The sequence below is a fragment of the Thermostichus sp. MS-CIW-30 genome, assembly GCF_054058015.1.
The window spans coordinates 1-17,154 of record NZ_JBSRZW010000044.1 but is presented as its reverse complement, the minus strand read 5'-3'; the positions used below and the strand labels follow the sequence as shown (position 1 = coordinate 17,154).

Annotated in this window: 20 protein-coding genes; 8 read left to right on the top strand and 12 right to left on the bottom strand. The window is 57.5% G+C overall.

The genetic code is table 11. The features are described from left to right. Positions 1 to 128: 128 nt before the first annotated feature. From ACVWXW_RS13835 to cobU, 3 genes are read right to left on the bottom strand one after another with little or no spacing between them, the layout of a single operon-like run. Complete coding sequence (locus ACVWXW_RS13835) at positions 129 to 686, bottom strand: hypothetical protein (RefSeq protein WP_457404277.1); 558 nt, start codon at positions 684 to 686, stop codon at positions 129 to 131. Beyond that, on the bottom strand, positions 668 to 1,147 hold the full coding sequence (locus ACVWXW_RS13830) for a CRR6 family NdhI maturation factor (RefSeq protein WP_011432033.1): 480 nt from the start codon (positions 1,145 to 1,147) through the stop codon (positions 668 to 670). Before ACVWXW_RS13830 ends, ACVWXW_RS13835 begins: the two co-directional genes overlap by 19 nt. Before the next feature lie 37 nt (positions 1,148 to 1,184). Continuing rightward, positions 1,185 to 1,742, bottom strand: a complete 558-nt coding sequence (cobU, locus tag ACVWXW_RS13825) for a bifunctional adenosylcobinamide kinase/adenosylcobinamide-phosphate guanylyltransferase (protein ID WP_457404275.1) — start codon at positions 1,740 to 1,742, stop codon at positions 1,185 to 1,187. 133 nt (positions 1,743 to 1,875) lie between these two features. On the opposite strand from cobU, the gene ACVWXW_RS13820 reads away from it, so the two are divergent. The 5 genes from ACVWXW_RS13820 to ubiE all read left to right on the top strand — a co-directional run bounded on the left by ACVWXW_RS13820 (position 1,876) and on the right by ubiE (position 6,427). After that, positions 1,876 to 3,069: an RNA-guided endonuclease InsQ/TnpB family protein gene (locus ACVWXW_RS13820; RefSeq protein ID WP_457404273.1), complete on the top strand. Its 1,194-nt coding sequence runs from the start codon at positions 1,876 to 1,878 to the stop codon at positions 3,067 to 3,069. Between the two features lie 21 nt (positions 3,070 to 3,090). Beyond that, positions 3,091 to 3,369, top strand: a complete 279-nt coding sequence (locus tag ACVWXW_RS13815) for a hypothetical protein (protein WP_041436124.1) — start codon at positions 3,091 to 3,093, stop codon at positions 3,367 to 3,369. Positions 3,370 to 3,426: 57 nt separating this feature from the next. Further along, the gene (locus ACVWXW_RS13810; RefSeq protein ID WP_457404271.1) at positions 3,427 to 4,230 is read left to right on the top strand and encodes a hypothetical protein; all 804 of its coding nucleotides are present in this window, start codon (positions 3,427 to 3,429) and stop codon (positions 4,228 to 4,230) included. Between the two features lie 97 nt (positions 4,231 to 4,327). Next, positions 4,328 to 5,545: an RNA-guided endonuclease InsQ/TnpB family protein gene (locus ACVWXW_RS13805; RefSeq protein WP_457404269.1), complete on the top strand. Its 1,218-nt coding sequence runs from the start codon at positions 4,328 to 4,330 to the stop codon at positions 5,543 to 5,545. Between the two features lie 105 nt (positions 5,546 to 5,650). Next, on the top strand, positions 5,651 to 6,427 hold the full coding sequence (gene ubiE, locus ACVWXW_RS13800; protein ID WP_414522813.1) for a bifunctional demethylmenaquinone methyltransferase/2-methoxy-6-polyprenyl-1,4-benzoquinol methylase UbiE: 777 nt from the start codon (positions 5,651 to 5,653) through the stop codon (positions 6,425 to 6,427). A 499-nt stretch (positions 6,428 to 6,926) separates the two neighbouring features. Here ubiE and ACVWXW_RS13795 read toward each other — a convergent pair whose 3' ends face one another. The 4 genes from ACVWXW_RS13795 to ACVWXW_RS13780 form a co-directional block, all read right to left on the bottom strand. Beyond that, entirely contained in the window at positions 6,927 to 7,145 is a 219-nt protein-coding gene (locus ACVWXW_RS13795) for a hypothetical protein (RefSeq protein ID WP_011432028.1), read from the bottom strand. A 197-nt stretch (positions 7,146 to 7,342) separates the two neighbouring features. Beyond that, positions 7,343 to 7,948 carry a precorrin-6Y C5,15-methyltransferase subunit CbiT gene (gene cbiT / locus ACVWXW_RS13790; protein ID WP_011432027.1) on the bottom strand — a complete coding sequence of 202 codons (606 nt, stop codon included), beginning with the start codon at positions 7,946 to 7,948 and terminating at the stop codon, positions 7,343 to 7,345. Positions 7,949 to 8,301: 353 nt separating this feature from the next. After that, positions 8,302 to 8,892, bottom strand: a complete 591-nt coding sequence (locus ACVWXW_RS13785) for a hypothetical protein (RefSeq protein WP_457395624.1) — start codon at positions 8,890 to 8,892, stop codon at positions 8,302 to 8,304. Between the two features lie 313 nt (positions 8,893 to 9,205). Further along, positions 9,206 to 9,697, bottom strand: a complete 492-nt coding sequence (locus ACVWXW_RS13780) for a hypothetical protein (protein ID WP_457404267.1) — start codon at positions 9,695 to 9,697, stop codon at positions 9,206 to 9,208. Positions 9,698 to 9,895: 198 nt separating this feature from the next. Here ACVWXW_RS13780 and ACVWXW_RS13775 point away from each other — a divergent pair, with 198 nt between their 5' ends. Then, positions 9,896 to 11,689, top strand: coding sequence for an N-acetylmuramoyl-L-alanine amidase (locus tag ACVWXW_RS13775; protein ID WP_457404266.1), 1,794 nt, complete (start codon positions 9,896 to 9,898; stop codon positions 11,687 to 11,689). A gap of 72 nt (positions 11,690 to 11,761) precedes the next feature. Here the strand turns inward: ACVWXW_RS13775 and ACVWXW_RS13770 are convergent, their stop codons facing one another. Beyond that, positions 11,762 to 12,955, bottom strand: a complete 1,194-nt coding sequence (locus ACVWXW_RS13770) for an RNA-guided endonuclease InsQ/TnpB family protein (protein WP_457404264.1) — start codon at positions 12,953 to 12,955, stop codon at positions 11,762 to 11,764. Between the two features lie 199 nt (positions 12,956 to 13,154). Between ACVWXW_RS13770 and murI the strand changes: the two genes are divergently transcribed. Continuing rightward, positions 13,155 to 14,033: a glutamate racemase gene (gene murI / locus ACVWXW_RS13765; protein ID WP_457404263.1), complete on the top strand. Its 879-nt coding sequence runs from the start codon at positions 13,155 to 13,157 to the stop codon at positions 14,031 to 14,033. Between the two features lie 36 nt (positions 14,034 to 14,069). Here murI and ACVWXW_RS13760 read toward each other — a convergent pair whose 3' ends face one another. Next, entirely contained in the window at positions 14,070 to 14,663 is a 594-nt protein-coding gene (locus tag ACVWXW_RS13760; protein ID WP_457395616.1) for a hypothetical protein, read from the bottom strand. A gap of 375 nt (positions 14,664 to 15,038) precedes the next feature. Between ACVWXW_RS13760 and fba the strand changes: the two genes are divergently transcribed. Then, complete coding sequence (gene fba / locus ACVWXW_RS13755; protein ID WP_011432022.1) at positions 15,039 to 16,118, top strand: class II fructose-bisphosphate aldolase; 1,080 nt, start codon at positions 15,039 to 15,041, stop codon at positions 16,116 to 16,118. A 153-nt stretch (positions 16,119 to 16,271) separates the two neighbouring features. On the opposite strand, the gene ACVWXW_RS13750 is transcribed toward fba, so the two are convergent. The 3 genes from ACVWXW_RS13750 to ACVWXW_RS13740 all read right to left on the bottom strand — a co-directional run bounded on the left by ACVWXW_RS13750 (position 16,272) and on the right by ACVWXW_RS13740 (position 17,083). Further along, positions 16,272 to 16,499: a hypothetical protein gene (locus tag ACVWXW_RS13750; protein ID WP_011432021.1), complete on the bottom strand. Its 228-nt coding sequence runs from the start codon at positions 16,497 to 16,499 to the stop codon at positions 16,272 to 16,274. Between the two features lie 40 nt (positions 16,500 to 16,539). Further along, entirely contained in the window at positions 16,540 to 16,746 is a 207-nt protein-coding gene (locus ACVWXW_RS13745; protein ID WP_011432020.1) for a hypothetical protein, read from the bottom strand. Between the two features lie 169 nt (positions 16,747 to 16,915). Beyond that, positions 16,916 to 17,083: a hypothetical protein gene (locus ACVWXW_RS13740; RefSeq protein WP_457404261.1), complete on the bottom strand. Its 168-nt coding sequence runs from the start codon at positions 17,081 to 17,083 to the stop codon at positions 16,916 to 16,918. Positions 17,084 to 17,154: the final 71 nt, after the last annotated feature.

The following is a 17,154-nucleotide window of genomic DNA, read 5'->3' as shown; positions in this document are numbered from 1 at the left end:
GGACTCCGTCCCGCTGACGCGAACAGAGATAGGCAGGATGCGATCGCTTCTTTCCTGAACCATGTTCAGGAGAGTTCAGCGTGAATGTATCAGGAACGGTTCGAGCCGCAGGGATCAGTGGGTGGCGCTCAGTTCCTTGGTTGGGCAGCATTGCAGAGCAGCAGGGCATCTGGATCCCAAAGGATCTGCCCATCAAGAGCCATTCTCCCCAACACCGGCATTCCTACTTGGGCTTCCAGGCGCGGGATCAAAGTTGCATCCAGCTTTTCCAAGGCTTGGGGATCCCCAGTTTCGGTCAGGGATCCAATCAGCACCCACCCCAAACCGCAGGCCTTGGCTTGGCGCAACAGGGCGGCAAAAGCAGCAGCTTGGCTCAGAGCGGCCTCCCGCTGCAGCGTCAACAGCAAGCTCAACCCCCACGCATGGGCTAGATCGGCCCAGGTTTGGCCTGGCCCCAGGGGATCGGCAACGCTGCCCGGCAAAACCAGTAGGGGATCTTTTTCTCCTGCCCACTCGGAGATTTGTTGCCAGAGGGCCTTTAGCTGAGCTTCCGAAGGGTTGGGATCCACTCTGAGCCGGCCCCAAGGGCGTTGAACCACCTGCTGCCAAGCGTCGGCCACTGCCGTAGCTCCTGGGATCCCCGGCCAGGTGTTGGCCACCATCACCTTCATGGCTCTGCCTCCCATAGGGCGAGAAACTCCGGCTGGATCTCGAAGCCAAACACCAAAGCCATATCCCGCAGCATGGAGACGGATCCCAGGTTCTGCTGCTTAAACCACCGCATCAACACAAAGATCTTCTGATAGACAAAGATCTCCAACGCTTCTGGGTTGTAAACAATACCCTCCCGAGGGTTGAATTGGTGGGGCACCATCATAGCCGCGTAACGGGCGAGTTCTCCTTGGCGCCAATTGAGAAAGTAGGGCATCCAGGGGTAGACTGTATCCCAACGAATAAACCACAGGCGCACCTCCGGGATCTCGGACAGCTCCCGTGGATCCTCAGGGCTGCGCGGCCAATCGATGGCGCATTGCACCTGCTGGGCAGCACGCACGGGATCGGCCATCAAGGTTTTCACCAGCTCATGGCCGGGGGTGAGATCCAGAGTTTGAATGGCCTTGGCAGGAAGGTAGAGGGTAATCGGCACGGCAACACAGCTATCTGGCTTGCAAATGCAGCTTATCTCAGCTCTGCTCTGTCTTGCTCGCCACTGGGATCCCTAGACGGGTGAGATCGAGGGCAAAACCTGCCGTTACCAAAAACACTTGGTCGGCCAGGGGAGCCAGCCTTTGGGTCAGTTCCCCCATCCGATCCCGAAACCGCCGCCCCAGTGGGTAAGCGGGCACCACCCCCCAGCCCACTTCTTCAGACACCAGGAGGATCTCCCCTCTATGGCTTTGCAAGGTTGCCAAGAAGGATTGCACCAAGGGATCCCATTCTGAAGAGGGACAGTCTAGGCCCTGCGCCACCCATCCCCCCAGCGAATCCACCAGCGCACAACAGGGCTGGGGCAACTTTTGCAGTTCTGCCCCCAAGTCCCTCCCGGTTTCCCAAGTCTGCCAACCGGAAGGCCGCCGTTGCCGGTGCTGTTGAACGCGCTCTGCCCATTCTGGATCCGTCTTGGGATCGGGTTTCGGCCCGGTAGCCAGGTAGATAACCGGCAAGCCTGAAGCCGCAGCCAAACCCTCTGCCAGCCGGCTTTTGCCAGAGCGCACAGGGCCACAGATCAGCACAATCGACATTACGCTGGAAATCCACTGACGTTTGAGATTAACCTAACAACAGCGCACTTGAACTTCAGCTAGAAATCGCAGGAGCCCCGCACTGTACCCGTAGGGTCAGTGTCGGGAGGAATGCGGAAGTTATGATAGAACCATGACCCAAGTCCTGACCGTCTCCTGCAAGCTCAAGGTGTCCCAGTCGCAAGCCGCAAAGTTGGATGCGACAATGGATGCCTTTGTGCAGGCGTTGAACTGGGTCAACCAAAACACACCAGAAAAAGTAGTCAACGCAGTCAAACTCCAATCCCTTTGCTATTACCAGATTCGCGCTCGGTTTGGCTTGTCCAGTAACTTGGCTCAACAGGTGTGCAGACGGGTAGCGGGTTCCCGCAAAGTGGCTAAGCAGAAAAAGCGTCCCGTCAAGGAGTTTAAGAGCGGCTTTGCGACCTACGATGCCCGTATCTTTTCGTTTCGCGAGAAAGACTGGACGGTGTCGCTGACCACGGTGGAGGGTCGGGAGCGCTTTGAACTGGCCATTGGCAACTACCAGCGTGGGATGCTGGCTGGTTCTAACCCCAAATCGGCCACCCTAGTCCAGCGGAAGGACGGCTCCTACTACATCCAGATTTGCGTAGAGAAAAACCCGCCCAAGCAACAAGATACCGACAAGGTGATCGGGGTGGACTTTGGAAGGACAGATATTGCCCATACGTCAGAGGGGGACAACTGGAATGGACAGCAGTTGAACAGAGTCCGCGACCACTACTCCCGGTTGAGGGCGGTACTCCAACGCAAAGCCAGTAAGGGCACCCGCAGTTCGCGGCGCAGATGCAGAGAACTGTTGCAACGGCTGTCTGGCAAGGAGAGACGCTTTCAAGTGTGGGTCAATCATCGCATCTCCAAAGCTATTGTCTCTAGGGCAAAAGCTACCAACAGCGCTATTGCTCTGGAAGACCTGACAGGGATCCGGGAAAGGGTCAATCAACAGCCACGCAGCAAAGCTGAGCGCCGCAGAACCAATAACTGGGCGTTCTACCAGCTTAGGATGTTCGTGGTCTACAAGGCTGCCATTGCCGGAGTACCTGTGGTGCTGGTTCCGCCTGCCTACACGTCGCAGACCTGCCACCGGTGTTTGCACATTCATCCCGACCCTACGCAATCCTATCGCAGTGGAAAGAAGTTTAAGTGTGGACACTGTGGATGGGAAGGGGATGCGGATTTGAATGGTGCGAATGTGATTGCGCTTTTGGGGGCTGCTGTAAACCAGCCTAGAGGTTCGTGGTTGGCTTGCCAACTGCAGGGCTACCGAAAGCCCGCCCTGTACTGCGAAGCAGTCAGGGTCGGGTAGTTTACGCTCAAAAGCTCGACCATGACAGATCCCAAGCCAATATCTCCGCCTGAACAAAAGGCTGCTTCGGCCTCTTTTCGATCTGCTCAACCGCTCTGGCTCAGCCTAGCGCTGGGGATCACCACTGCTCCCGTTTTGTTGGGCTTGGTCTTGGCAGATCGGGCCGGGAAATGGCTGGGATCCCTGAGCTGGGAAGATCCGGGTTGGTGGCTGGGGGAGCGGCTGCCCAACTTAGACAGCGCCCCGCTACAGGCCCATGAGCAACAGCGCAAAAACTCTGCCCCGGTCGAGAACCCCTAGCTTCTCTGTCACTTTCGTATCATAGGAAAGCGAACTAGCAGCAGGAGTTAACAGCCTTTGCGTAGACCGGCCAAACCGTCCCAGGAGTTCGCCTCCACATTCTCGGGGGTGCTGTTCTGGCTGAGCGCGTTTCTCTTCACAACGGTGTTGAGTGCTTGTCTGGGCTACCTATTTGGTCAGCGAGCTCTATCGGGGGTTTCTTCTCCCGTCACCGGCGCCGGTCGGGCTTCTCCTTCCCGCGAAGTTCGGGATCCCCGTACTGTGCCTTTGCTGAACGAGGCTGAGGTAATTGCAGCAGCCGAAGCCAGCCTTCGTCCGTCCCCAACTCCCACCCCCCTCTCTACCCCAGCACCCACGCCGGTCGCAACTCCCACCCCTACCCTCACTCCCAGAGTGTCTCCTGAATTGGCGGCAGCCCCATCGCCAACTCCTCGCCCCGCCACTCCATCTCCTCCACCTTCTCGTTCCCGTCAGCAGGACGGAGTTCCTGCCCCGCCGGCGCCCACACCACCTCCGCCCCCCCTACCAATTGCCGCCAGTGGACAGGTCTCTATGCAGGTGCTCTCGGTTCGTCGCGAGGGAAGCCAAGTGGTTCTGAATGTAGCTATGCAAAACAACTCGGCAGAGACGGTGCGCTTTCTCTATAGCTTCCTGAACATTACTGACGACAATGGACGGTCAATCAACGCGCTCACCCAGGGTTTGCCGGGGGAGCTGCCCCCCAATAGCCAAGTCTTCCAGGGAACCATCCGCATCCCAGCCTCGAGCCTAGCCGGATCCCGATCCCTGTCCCTGAGTTTGGCTGATTACCCCAGCCGCCGCCACCGAGTGGGAGCCAGTGGGATCCCAGTGCCGCCGTAACACCCCTCTTCCTTTAGCTTCAGCTAGAAATCGCAGGAGCCCCGCACTGTACCCGTAGGGTCAGTGCCGGGAGGAATGCGGAAGTCACAATAGAACCATGACCCAAGTCCTGACCGTATCCTGCAAGCTCAAGGCGTCCCAGTCGCAAGCCGCCAAATTGGACGCGACCTTGGCTGCTTTCGGCCAAGCCTTGAACTGGGTCAACCAGAACACGCCGGAGAAAGTCGCCAACGCCGTTAAGCTCCAGTCTCTGTGCTACCGCGAAATCCGTGCCCGGTTCGGCTTGTCCAGTAACTTGGCTCAACAGATATGCAGACGGGTAGCGTCTGCTCGCAAGGTGGCACAACAGAAAAACCGCCCCGTCAAAGCGTTCAAAGGGGGCTTCGCTACCTACGATGCACGTATCTTTTCGTTCCGCGAGAAAGACTGGACGGTGTCGCTGACCACGGTGGAGGGTCGGGAGCGCTTTGAGCTGGCGATTGGCCGCTACCAGAGAGAACGGCTGGCGGGCTCCAATCCCAAATCTGCCACTCTGGTCAAGCGTAAAGACGGCTCCTACTCCATTCAAATCTGTGTAGAAGCGGAGCCATCCCCACCGCAACGCACGGGTAGAGTGCTGGGGGTGGACTTGGGGAGGACGGATATTGCCCATACGTCAGACGGGGACAATTGGAATGGACAGCAGTTGAACCGAGTCCGAGACCGCTACTCCCGGTTGAGGGCGGTACTCCAACGCAAAGCCAGTAAGGGCACCCGCAGTTCGCGGCGCAGATGCAGAGAACTGTTGCAACGGCTGTCTGGCAAGGAAAGACGCTTTCAGTCGCGTCAGCGTTGCGTAGCAAAAACGTGGGTCAATCATCGCATCTCCAAAGCTATTGTCTCCAGGGCAAAGGCTACCAACAGCGCTATCGCCCTGGAAGACCTGACAGGGATCCGGGAAAGAGTCAATCAACAACCCCGCAGCAAAACCGAAAGGCGCAGGGCCAACAGTTGGGCGTTCTACCAACTACGTCAATTTCTGGAATACAAGGCGAGGGTTGCAGGGGTTTCTCTGATTCTTGTGCCGCCCGCCTACACGTCGCAGACCTGCCACCGGTGTTTGCACATCCATCCCGACCCTGCGCAATCCTATCGCAGTGGTAAGTCGTTCAAGTGTGGGCACTGTGGATGGGAAGGAGATGCGGACTTGAATGGTGCAAACGTAATTGCGCTCTTGGGGGCTGCCGTAAACCAGCCTAGAGGTTCGGGCCTGTTTTGTTCTCTGGTAGAGCAGAGCAGGCTCAGGGCTACTGAAAGCCCGCTCCGTACCGCTTAGCGGTCGGAGCCGGGTAGTTTACACCACAGATCCGGTCACGTAGCGTTGCGGAGCAACAGGAGCAACAAAGTTTGTACGGGGAACATGAGGTGGAGTTGAGAAGAGGTGCCTAGCCCAACCTTTGAACAGCCTGAGGAAATCCGAGCGCTTTTTGACCGCATTGCTCCCCACTATGACTCCCTCAACCAAACCTTGAGCCTGGGCCTCCATCAGGTTTGGAAGCGTATGGCCGTGCGTTGGTCGGGCGCCAGCTCAGGAGGATATGTGCTGGATCTGTGCTGCGGAACCGGTGATCTGGCTCTGCAGTTGGCCCGCCGAGTAGGACGAAGGGGACATGTGGTGGGCCTAGATTTCTCTCCCGCCATGCTGGCGATTGCCCGGCGTCGCTCCCGGCTCTTCCCTGGCTACTCCCTGGAGTGGGTTTTGGGAGATGCCTTGGCCTTACCTTTTCCCGACAGTAGCTTCGATGCCATTACCATGGGCTACGGCTTGCGCAATGTAACCGATATTCCCCAAGCCTTGCGAGAGATTAGGCGAGTACTGAAGCCAGGACGTCGTGCCGCCATTTTGGATTTTCACCGCCCCACAGGGATCCCTCTTTGCGAACAATTTCAGCGCTGGTACTTGAACACTCAGGTGGTCGCCCAGGCCAAAACTTTGGGACTGGGATCCGAATATGCCTACATTGATCCCAGCCTAGATCGCTTTCCCTCTGGAGAAGAGCAACGACAAATGGCCCTGCAGGCAGGGTTTGCCAGTGCCAAGTTCTACCCCCTAGCGTGGGGCATGATGGGGGTACTGGTGATTGAGAAGTTTCGTATTGTTTCCATTAATTCCACTAATTCCACTTCCCCGAAGGGAAGCGACTCTCCCCGATTATAACCCTTGTCCAGAGCGGGATCCAGGGGCCTAGATCGACAGGGTCTCGTTTAAGGACTCCGTCCCGCTGGCGCGAACGGCTGCAATTTCCCCTTATTTTTCTCCGCCGAGGGGCCTGAAACCCTTGCCCAGAGCGGGATCGACCGGGTCAACGGAAGAATCAGGGTTTGAGGCTTGTCGCCGACCCTGTCGCTAACTGGGTTGGTGTAGAAATTGATATGGATCCTCCTGCCCCCCTTGAGGTTGCTGGGGAGCTGCCTCTGAGAAGCGGAAGCAGGGGGCCAATGAGGGCAAGATGAGAGGCTAGGGAGCGACGACATAGCAATCTTGGGAGAGGCGCTCGTTGCCTCCCCACTTTGCCAGCTTGCTTCCGCCGCAGGCAGGTATGAAGACCGGGCTTGAGACCCGGTTTTTAGGTAAAACTCCCTGAGTAAAAGTTCTCAATAGAAACTACCAAAGTTACTGCAGGAGCTGGGATCCCAATTTGGGAAGCTTGCGAACCCTAAATGCCTGGGGACTTGCTGGGTGGGCTTTCTTCGGCTACTGCTTGCCTGCGTCGATCCCCGATGCCGCAATCACCACAGCATTCCGGTCGCTTGAAGTCGTCCCAATGGATGCAAGCCCGGCAGCCTTTCAGCATTTCCGGCCAGCGCTCCCGAATCAACAGTTGCCGCAGTTTGACTTCCCGTGACTCCTGAAAGGGGTGTTGGAATTGATCCATAGCTATTGGGTTTCCCAGCTCTCTTATCTGGTATAAAAGCAGATTTGAGTTTGGGATCGAGAAATATCAGTATAGCTTAAGGTTTGGGTGACCCAATCTTTTCTGCTGGTTCTAAGACAGCCGAGATAAATCAATCCACTTTTATCCATCACCTTAGGAAAAGATTTACCAAAAAATGTAAACAGTTTACACAAAACTTAGCCCATTTTTTCTCCGCTCAAAACAAAGGTGGGATCCAGTGCCAGCAGCATTTGAGTCCGACCGCGGTGTTCCAGGCGGTTCACCGCCGATTGAATCACCTCCACATGATGAGCCCGCACAGCGGCCAGGCCGGCAGAAAGGCCGTAGAGCCCATCCAAAGAGTTGGTCGTCGCCACGACCCGCCCGTTGGGGCTGAGATGGCTCCAGCAGGCTTCCAAGATCTCGCGTAGGGGGTGGCCTCCCTCAATGCAGATGCGATCCGGTGCCGGAGAAAGGTGTTGCAGACAATCGGGGGCAGTACCTTGAATCACCTGCACGTTGGTGAGGCCAAATTTCTCGCAATTGCTCTCGATTAGGCTGACTACCTCGGCATCTCGCTCGATGGCAATCACGCGAGCTTTGGGGCATAGAACAGCCGCTTCAATGGCAATTGTGCCGGTTCCGGCGCCGATATCCCACAGGCAGTGGTTCTCTCCCAGGCGCAACTGGCTTAGCACCAACACGCGCACCTCACGAGGGCTCATCGGGATCCCTGGGATGCGTTCAAAGGCAGAGTCTGGGATCCCTGGGGTGCGGTAGGGCCAAGAGAAGGCGGCTGACATGGGTAAAGTACCGTTGCAGAGGAAGTTTGTCTATACATATCCCTCAGCATAGAGCGAATGCTCAACAGGCCATCTCCAACCTGATAGGGGTGCCGCTTCTCCCGCCCAATCATTGCCCAGATGGGCACCACAAACGCCCTCTGAGCTCAACGGAGTGGTTGGAGCAATTCCCAACCGGCAAAGCTGCAGTCCAAAACCAAAATGATCCTGCCCCCTTGAGGAATCGAGTTGGACACTAGGGAAGTTCTGGAGACAAGCGGGATCCCTTTTACCCAAGAGCTCATTTTGCGCCGGATGTAGCTGGTGCTGCCGGAAAAAGTTGTAGTTGGGGCAATGTTCAGTACAAGAGGATCTTAAGAACGTTTCCTTGAACTGGAGCCTATCAAACCATCCATCCAAAGAATAAGCTTTGCTCGCAGATACAGCCAAATCTCATCATTTGCCCGCAACAGGAATAGAACATATAGGCTCAATACGACGAAAACACACAGGTTCCCTAAAAAAGTGTAGGTTTGGATAATTTGATCGGTGCTCCAGCCAAAGTCGTAGTTTAGGCGGTTCATATCCCCCCTGGCATCTCCTTGGCCGCCCAACAAAGTTCCCCAGGGAACCTCGGCCAATCCCAGTCTGATGCTGTGCCATTCCCAAAAGCTTCTCCACAGGCTGCTGCTCGCGATCCCCAGCACGACAAATCGCAAAGAGTCCCATCGCCAACGATCTGGCAGGGGAAAATAAAAGCTGGCCATCAAAAAGGTGCTGAGATAAAATTCTCCTCCAACGCCGCTAAAGACAAACAACATCTCCCAGGTGCGATTGGGCATCAGCCAGGTCATGTAAAACTGCAATAGAGCAAGAAAGATGGCCAGCACCTGCAGCCACCCAATCCGCTCCTTGCGGGCTGACCAGAAGAGTAGAATCAGTAAAAAGAGGATTCCAAAATACACAAAGGGATCCCTCTGCGAGCTAACGCTTGTCCAGCCGATGGGCAGAGGCAAAGCCCGATACCCGCTCCACCAGGCGATGGTGGCATGGCCAAATTCGTGGATCCAAATGTGAAGAGCATGCCTCTAACCCCCAAAACCCTGAACTTTGCTGAATTTACTGAGCTTTAGGCGGTTTGGCAAAAGTCATTGAGAGGGATATAGTAGACCAAGTTTCCCCCTGATCCTTGAGTCCACCGCAACGGTTGCCGGGAAGTGAAGGGGGAAAGCGCTCGGGGGGTATTCCTCAGGGCTTTGCGGGATACCGCCTTCCTGCTCAGAGATAGGCAGGATGCGATCGCTTCTTTCCTGAACCATGTTCAGGAGAGTTCAGCGTGAATGTATCAGGCAAATGCAACAACTGCAACAAGCCTATGTTGTTCACCATCAGGGCTACCGCAAACGCAGCCGGGTAAGCCCAAGCGTTGACTGCCCAGTTATCGAAGGAAAACCGATCCCAACGCTGCCGGGATCCCAGCTTTAGGCTCTGCCGCCAGAGCAAACGTGAGCCGCGGAAAGCGCAAATTTCCACTTGCTCCAGCCGTGGGATCCGCAGTTGCTTCAAGATCAGAAACAGTTGGGCGGCGGCAACTTGGGGGGAGAGCTGAGGCCGATAAGGGAATCCGATGAGGTGAATGTGCAGGGTCTCGTCGGCAAAGTCTACCCGGACACACCAGCGACGCCGCAGCAGCTCCATCCGCACAACCTGCACAATCGACTGGGCGTGTCCAGCTCGGGCCAGGGCTAGGGGATCCGGTGGCCTGGGCATCCCAAGATACCTCGTCGGAGAACAAGCAGTGGGATGGAGAAGATACGCCCATTATCCTCTGGCCCCGCAAGCAAGAGCGGAATTGCGCTCCTTCTCAGGCTGCTCCGAAAGCAGGTTGGTATAGTTGCAGGTGTGGGGAGTGGATGGAAGGTCATGCCCGAATTTGGCAAGCCGGGGTCAAGGCAGATATGGGGGGCGATGCTGCTGTTGAGCTTGGCGGGGGCAGGGCTGTTTCCCCCGGAATCTGTCCAGGCTCAGGCGATTACAGCCCCAGGTTTATCGCGCATTGAGCGTTGGTACTACGACCCCCAGCAGGGGCGGCTGGAAGTTAACACCCAGGGCGAGGTGCGGCCTTTTCTGTTCGTGCTGCAGAATCCGCCTCGGGTTGTGCTGGATTTTCCCAACACCCGCTTTGGACAGGAGCCCCAGACCCAGACTTTTGCGGGCCGTGTCACCTCTCTGCAGATTAGCCAGCTTACGGATACCATCACCCGTTTTGTGCTCTATCTGCAGCCGGATCAGCCCCTCAGCCTTAACCACCTGCAACTGCTCACCGCCGGCCCCTCCCGCTGGGCCGTTCAATTCACCCAGGCCGCTCCCCCTTCGCCGCTGTTTCCCACCTCATCTGCCGGCTCATCAGCTCCCATCCCACTGCCCCAGAGCCAAGCTGTCGGATCCCCCCCACCCCTGCCTGTCTCCCGCTCCGGCCATCAAATTTTAGAGGTATCCCCGCAAGCAGAAGGCTTTTTTATCCGTACCCAAGGCAGCCCCTCCACTACGGTGCGGCGCATCCTCGATCCGGATCGGGTAGTGGTGGATTTTCTCAACACCACCCTCAGCCCTGCCCTCACCCAGCGAGCTTATGTCATCAACCGTCTGGGGGTTTCGCGGCTGCGTATCGGGCAGTTTGAGCCCACCGTTGCTCGGGTAGTGCTGGATGTGGATTCCTCCGGTGGCGACTGGGAAGCCCGCTACGACCCACAGCGAGGTGGGATCTGGATCCAGCCTGCCGGGGGTGCTGCCCAGGCCAGCCTTTTGCCCGAGGTCAGCTCTGCCAACAGCAGTGGGCCGCTGGCGACGTTGCAATCGGTTCAGCTCCAGGGCAACCAGTTGATCATCAGCGCCGATGGATTCATGTTCTACCGGGCCGGCTGGGATCCCGAGAGTGGTGGCTACCGCATCAACGTGGCGCCCGCTCGCCTGCCCCAGTCTATGCCGGATCCCGGCTTGCCGGTTGGAGGGCCGGTGGAGCGGATCCGCTTTGTCCAGGAAGATGCCCGCACGGTCAGCATTCTGGTGCAGCCCGCCGAGGAGTTCAATGTCTTCGAGCCCAACCCCGGCCAGGGATCCCGCCGCATTACCTTGGAGCTGCGACCTCTGAATGCTCCTCCACCAATACCTCAGCCGCAGACGCCCGGCCCTGCCTCCCCTTCCACCCCCCAATCTCTGAACCGGACGGTCATTGCCATCGACCCCGGCCACGGGGGACGGGATCCCGGTGCCATCGGGGTGGATGGGATCCAGGAGAAGGACATCGTGCTCTCCGTTGCCCACCAGGTGCAACGACTGCTGCAGGAGCGGGGGTACGGGGTGGTGATGACCCGCACCGATGACCGGGAAGTGCTGCTGCAACCGCGGGTGGATATGGCCGTTCAGGCCAACGCTGCCCTGCTGGTGAGCATTCATGCCAACGCCCTGGATCGCTCCGGCATTCACGGCATCGAGACCTATTACCTGCGACCCGATAGCGCCGAGCTGGCCGCCATCTTGCACCGCAGCTTGGTCAGGGCCACCGGTGCTGCTGACCGGGGGGTGAGACGAGCCCGCTTTTTTGTGGTGCGGGAAACACCTGTGGGTATGCCCTCCGTGCTGCTGGAGTTGGGATACGTAACCAACCCAACCGAAGGGCGAAAATTGGCTACTGCCGAATATCAGGCTATTTTGGCGCGGGCCATTGCCGATGGCATTGAGACTTTCTTGCGCAGTCGCTAGCCGTTGGCTGAGCTTGTTCATGTCTATCGGATCTCTCAATTGATCCTTAAGTAAACTACCCGGCTCCGACCGCTAAGCGGTACGAAGCGGGCTTTCAGCAGCCCTGAGCCTGCTCTGCTCTACCAGAGAACAAAACAGGCCCGAACCTCTAGGCCGGTTTACGGCAGCCCCCAAGAGCGCAATTACGTTTGCACCATTCAAGTCCGCATCTCCTTCCCATCCACAGTGCCCACACTTAAACTTCTTCCCACTGCGGTAGGATTGCGCAGGATCGGGATGGATATGCAAACACCGGTGGCAGGTCTGCGACGTGTAGGCGGGCGGCACAAGAATCAGAGAAACCCCTGCAACCCTCGCCTTGTACTCCAGAAACTGACGTAGTTGGTAGAACGCCCAACTGTTGGCCCTGCGCCTTTCGGTTTTGCTGCGTGGCTGTTGATTGACCCTTTCCCGGATCCCTGTCAGGTCTTCCAGAGCGATAGCGCTGTTGGTAGCTTTTGCCCTAGAGACAATAGCTTTGGAGATGCGATGATTGACCCACACTTGAAAGCGTCTTTCCTTGCCAGACAGCCGTTGCAACAGTTGACGGCATCTGCGCCGCGAACTGCGTGTGCCCTTACTGGCTTTGCGTTGGAGTACCGCCCTCAACCGGGAGTAGTGGTCTCGGACTCTGTTCAACTGCTGTCCATTCCAGTTGTCCCCCTCTGACGTATGGGCAATATCTGTCCTCCCCAAGTCCACCCCGATCACCTTGTCGGTATCTTGTTGCTTGGGTGGCTTTTCCTCTACGCAAATCTGGATGTAGTAGGAGCCATCTTTGCGCTTGACCAGGGTGGCAGATTTGGGGTTGGAACCAGCCAGCATCCCACGCTGGTAGTTGCCAATGGCCAGTTCAAAGCGTTCTCTCCCTTCCACCGTGGTCAGCGACACCGTCCAGTCTTTTTGACGGAACGAAAAGATGCGAGCGTCGTAGGTAACAAAGCCGCTCTTAAACTCCTTGACGGGACGCTTTTTCTGCTTAGCCACTTTGCGGGAACCCGCTACCCGTCTGCACACCTGTTGAGCCAAGTTACTGGACAAGCCGAACCGAGCTCGAATCTCGTAGTAGCAAAGGGATTGCAGTTTGACCGCGTTGACGATCTTCTCCGGCGTGTTCTGGTTGACCCAATTCAAGGCTTGGCCAAAAGCCTCCAAAGTCACGTCCAATTTGGCGGCTTGCGACTGGGCTACCTTGAGCTTGCAGGAGACGGTCAGGACTTGGGTCATGGTTCTATTGTAACCTCGCGTTCCTCCCGGCACTGACCCTACGGGTACAGTGCGGGGCTCCTGCGATTTCTAGCTGATCGAATTGACGATCCAGTTGGCCCAGTTGATCTCAGAGGGAAGGCAGGGAATCTGTCGCCGAGATTCTCGAAAGCAGGGTAGGATACAGCAGCTTAGGCCAAGGTGTTGAGGAGAATGGAGCATGCGGTGGGAGTGGGGATCGGATCCGGATCCCAGTTGGCCAATTGGGGTGTTTGACAGCGGCTTGGGCGGGCTGACGGTTTGGCGAGCTTTGCGCCGTCGGCTCCCCCACGAACGGCTCATCTACTTCGGCGACACAGCGCGGTTGCCCTATGGGGAACGCTCGCCAGAGGAGATCCTGGCCTTTGTGCGGCAAATTCTGACGTGGATGCAGGCGCAGCCGGTGAAGCTGGTGGTGATGGCCTGCAATACCAGCTCGGCCTTGGCTCTGGACCACGTGCGGCAGGAGTTTGCCCTGCCCGTTCTGGGGTTGATCCTACCCGGCGCCCAGGCAGCACTGGCCCAGGGATCCCGCATTGGGGTGCTCGCCACGGTGGCCACGGTCAAGAGTCGCGCTTACTCAAGAGCCATTCAAGAGTACAGCGCTCTGGATCCCAAACGTTTTCCGTACCCCGTTTACTGTTGGGAGCAGGCCTGCCCTGAGTTCGTCCCTCTCATTGAAGCCGGATGGCTGGATAGCCCTGCTCTGCGACAGGCGGCTGAACGCTACCTGCAACCGCTGTTGCAACAGGGGATCGATACTCTTGTCTATGGCTGTACTCACTACCCCCTGCTGGATCCAATCCTGAAGCCTTTGCTGCCGTCCTCGGTCAAACGGGTAGATCCAGGGATGGCGCTGGTGGGATCCCTGGCCCGCGAATTGAGCTTGTGGGGCTTGCGCCGCCCCTCGACCGCTGCCCAGGAGGAACCCCACCGTTTCTGTGTGAGCGGGGATCCAGAGCGATTTGCCCAGTTGGCCACTCCTTGGTTGGGCTTTCGGCCCCAGGTAGAACGGGTGGAATTGCCGGCTTTGGATGTCAGCAACTCCCTCCGCCCCTGAGCGCCCTTCTCCTCGGGGATAAAGATTGGGGGCCCCTCAACGGGTCATCACCTGCAAGGGGAAACGTTCCGCCAACTCCCCTTCCACCTTGGGTAGCCATTCCTCTTGGAACACCCACACCTGCCCCTGCTGTACACGGCCATCGGGGTTTTGCGTCAGCTCCAGCCAGTACACAAATTGGTTTCCCCGCAGCACCACCCCTTGGATGGCAAGGGCCAAGGTATAGCCCGGACTGCCTGCCAGAGCTTCTGGGGATGGGTAGCGAATCACCTCCACTGCCTGATCCAGATCGGCGGCGATCTCCGGCCCATAGACATCGCGAATGGCTTGAAAGAGATCCTCTGCCGTCAGTCCTTGGGGGCGAAAGAACGTCATCCGCTCCGAGCGAATCGTCTCCCGATCCAGCGGGTTGATGATCCGTCCCGGCGGAGCCACCGAAGCCAAGAACGTAAAACGGGATCCATCCGGCTCCACTCGGTTGATGTTCAGGGTTTCGCCCGGACGGGGCCGCAGCACAGGATTGTCCCTCACCCAGGCCGCCACCTGATCCGGAGATTGCCCGGGGATCCCCCAAGCTGCCAACTGAAGGCCCGTCGCCCAACAGGCCATTGCCAAACCGGTTCCTTGCACCCAACTACCCCAGAGAGCCCTTGTTGGCTTTACACCCAAGACCGGCCAGCGATTGCAACGCACGTTCCCATTCCTCCGGGCAAACAACACAAAAACACCACAGTAGAATTAGAGAGACTAAGAGATAAATTGAGCGGGCATGGGCAGATCCATCCTCGATGCAAGCGCCCAACAGTCTTGCCCCTCCCCACTGTACCTGAAGATGTCGGCGCGCCTGTTGCGTCTGAGCGCGAGCATTGCGGCCAATGGTTGCAAAGATCCCTCGGCAAGATGCGCAGATCCCCGGCGGCTTATCCGCCAAAACGTAAAAAGTATCTTAAGATCAACGGTAAGCAAATCTCATACGCACTAGGTCAGCACCTCAGGAGGTAACCGATGGCTCTCGTTGCAATGCGGACGCTGCTGGATCATGCCGCCGAACATGGCTACGGCATTCCTGCCTTCAACGTCAACAACATGGAGCAGATCCAAGCAATCATGCAGGCAGCCCATGAAACCAACAGCCCCGTTATCCTGCAAGCCTCTCGAGGGGCACGCAAGTATGCGGGCGAGAACTTTCTGCGGCACCTGATCCTGGCGGCAGTGGAGACCTACCCCCACATCCCCGTCGCCATGCACCAAGACCACGGCAATAGCCCGGCTACCTGCTATTCCGCCATCCGCAACGGCTTCACCAGCGTCATGATGGATGGATCCCTCAAGGAAGATGCCAAGACCCCGGCCAGCTACGAGTACAACGTGGCCGTGACCTCCGAGGTGGTGAAAGTGGCTCATGCAATCGGGGTGAGTGTGGAAGGGGAACTGGGCTGCCTGGGATCCCTGGAAACGGGCCGTGGGGAAGCGGAAGATGGCCACGGCGCGGAAGAGGCGCTCAGCCATGACCAACTCCTCACCGACCCCGACCAAGCGGTGGACTTTGTGGAGCGAACTCAGGTGGATGCGCTGGCCGTAGCCATTGGTACCAGCCATGGCGCCTACAAGTTCTCCCGGAAGCCCACTGGTGACATCCTCGACATGGAGCGCATTGCTGAGATCCACCGCCGCCTGCCCAACACGCACCTGGTGATGCACGGTTCCTCCTCGGTGCCCAAGGAGCTGATCGACATCATCAACGAATACGGCGGCTCCATTCCCGAGACTTACGGTGTGCCGCTGGAAGAAATTCAGCGGGGCATCCAAAATGGAGTGCGCAAAGTAAACATCGACACCGACAACCGCCTGGCCATCACAGCTGCCGTGCGCCGCGCTCTGGCCGAGAATCCGAAAGAGTTTGACCCCCGCCACTTCCTCAAGCCTTCCATTAAGGAAATGCAAAAAGTCTGTGCTGAGCGCTACATTGCCTTCGGCTGTGCTGGCCATGGCACCAAAGTTCCGGTGGTTACCTTGGATGAGATGGCAGCCAAGTATGCTTCTGGAGCTTTGGCGGCTCAGGTGAAGAAGACCGTTGCGGTCTAGTCCCCACATCCTGCAAGAACTCTGGAATGCTTGCCGGGGCGCTTCCAGGGTCTTCCTTGGAGATCAGCTAGGTCACTGGACTCAGATTGGACAAATAAGGGGATCCAGCTGGGATCCCCTTTTGCTTTGGAGGAACTTGATGCATTTTGGGGGTCAGGCAGCTTTTGCCGCAGAACGTTTTTCCGTCTCAATTTGATGGTTCAGCAACGCCAAGCTTAGGCAGTCCAACAGTTCCAGGTCAGCCTCAGAGTAGCGCCGCTGAAAGAGCAGCTCATTGATGCGGTTCTCTTGGCCCAAGCTGAGGAAGCTGCTGCGGAACACCTGCTCCACGATTTCTTGGATGCTGGAGGGCAGAGTAACAGAGTCAAGACTTGTATTCATGGCTGGTTCTGTTTGAGAGATGGTTTTTGAAGGGAGAAGACTATCTTTGCCAAGAGGTGAGGTAGCGCTGCTCGATGTCCTGCAGGGAAAGATGGGAAGCCCTGGGCCGCGGCTCATTCACGGAGGAGACATCGTTCTGCCACTTGAGGGATACTCCCAGCAGTGCTCCCAAAGAGAAGCTCTCGCTCAATAGGGCTGCTATGCGGTAAGTACGGTAGTCCAGGGTTAGATCTTCACTGACTTGCATCTGTGTTTCCTCCGTATTTCTAACGTTCATGCCCCTATCATAGCCTCGAGATCAGTGGAAGTACAGAGAAACATCGAGGATTTGCGTAGGCAATTTGTACGTTTCTTCTACGCGATTTGGCGGATATCGGTGGGATCCCAGGGGTCTTTGGGGCGGGTTCAGGGTTGAGTCAGGGATCCCAGCCCAGCAGAGCACAGATGTCCGCAGCCAGGGTGGCGGCGTTGAAGGGTTTGCCGATGAGGCCATTGGCTCCAAGCTGAGCCAGAGAGGAGGGTGAAACTGGGAAATTGACATCCTCCCCGGCCTGAAGGCTGGAGATTCCTACCACGCTGCGCATGGATGGCTCCTTGCGCAGTCGTCTCGGCGGGTTCCTGCTTCCGACCGCCCGTGCGGTTCGATCCACAGGCC

What these genes read in the sequence shown, in the direction of transcription:
- ACVWXW_RS13835 (WP_457404277.1), bottom strand. Translation starts at nt 686, where the DNA reads ATGGGAGGCAGAGCCATGAAGGTGATGGTGGCCAACACCTGGCCGGGG.
- cobU (WP_457404275.1), bottom strand. Translation starts at nt 1,742, where the DNA reads ATGTCGATTGTGCTGATCTGTGGCCCTGTGCGCTCTGGCAAAAGCCGG.
- ACVWXW_RS13820 (WP_457404273.1), top strand. Translation starts at nt 1,876, where the DNA reads ATGACCCAAGTCCTGACCGTCTCCTGCAAGCTCAAGGTGTCCCAGTCG.
- ACVWXW_RS13815 (WP_041436124.1), top strand. Translation starts at nt 3,091, where the DNA reads ATGACAGATCCCAAGCCAATATCTCCGCCTGAACAAAAGGCTGCTTCG.
- ACVWXW_RS13805 (WP_457404269.1), top strand. Translation starts at nt 4,328, where the DNA reads ATGACCCAAGTCCTGACCGTATCCTGCAAGCTCAAGGCGTCCCAGTCG.
- ACVWXW_RS13795 (WP_011432028.1), bottom strand. Translation starts at nt 7,145, where the DNA reads ATGGATCAATTCCAACACCCCTTTCAGGAGTCACGGGAAGTCAAACTG.
- cbiT (WP_011432027.1), bottom strand. Translation starts at nt 7,948, where the DNA reads ATGTCAGCCGCCTTCTCTTGGCCCTACCGCACCCCAGGGATCCCAGAC.
- ACVWXW_RS13780 (WP_457404267.1), bottom strand. Translation starts at nt 9,697, where the DNA reads ATGCCCAGGCCACCGGATCCCCTAGCCCTGGCCCGAGCTGGACACGCC.
- ACVWXW_RS13775 (WP_457404266.1), top strand. Translation starts at nt 9,896, where the DNA reads ATGCTGCTGTTGAGCTTGGCGGGGGCAGGGCTGTTTCCCCCGGAATCT.
- ACVWXW_RS13770 (WP_457404264.1), bottom strand. Translation starts at nt 12,955, where the DNA reads ATGACCCAAGTCCTGACCGTCTCCTGCAAGCTCAAGGTAGCCCAGTCG.
- murI (WP_457404263.1), top strand. Translation starts at nt 13,155, where the DNA reads ATGCGGTGGGAGTGGGGATCGGATCCGGATCCCAGTTGGCCAATTGGG.
- fba (WP_011432022.1), top strand. Translation starts at nt 15,039, where the DNA reads ATGGCTCTCGTTGCAATGCGGACGCTGCTGGATCATGCCGCCGAACAT.
- ACVWXW_RS13750 (WP_011432021.1), bottom strand. Translation starts at nt 16,499, where the DNA reads ATGAATACAAGTCTTGACTCTGTTACTCTGCCCTCCAGCATCCAAGAA.
- ACVWXW_RS13745 (WP_011432020.1), bottom strand. Translation starts at nt 16,746, where the DNA reads ATGCAAGTCAGTGAAGATCTAACCCTGGACTACCGTACTTACCGCATA.
- ACVWXW_RS13740 (WP_457404261.1), bottom strand. Translation starts at nt 17,083, where the DNA reads ATGCGCAGCGTGGTAGGAATCTCCAGCCTTCAGGCCGGGGAGGATGTC.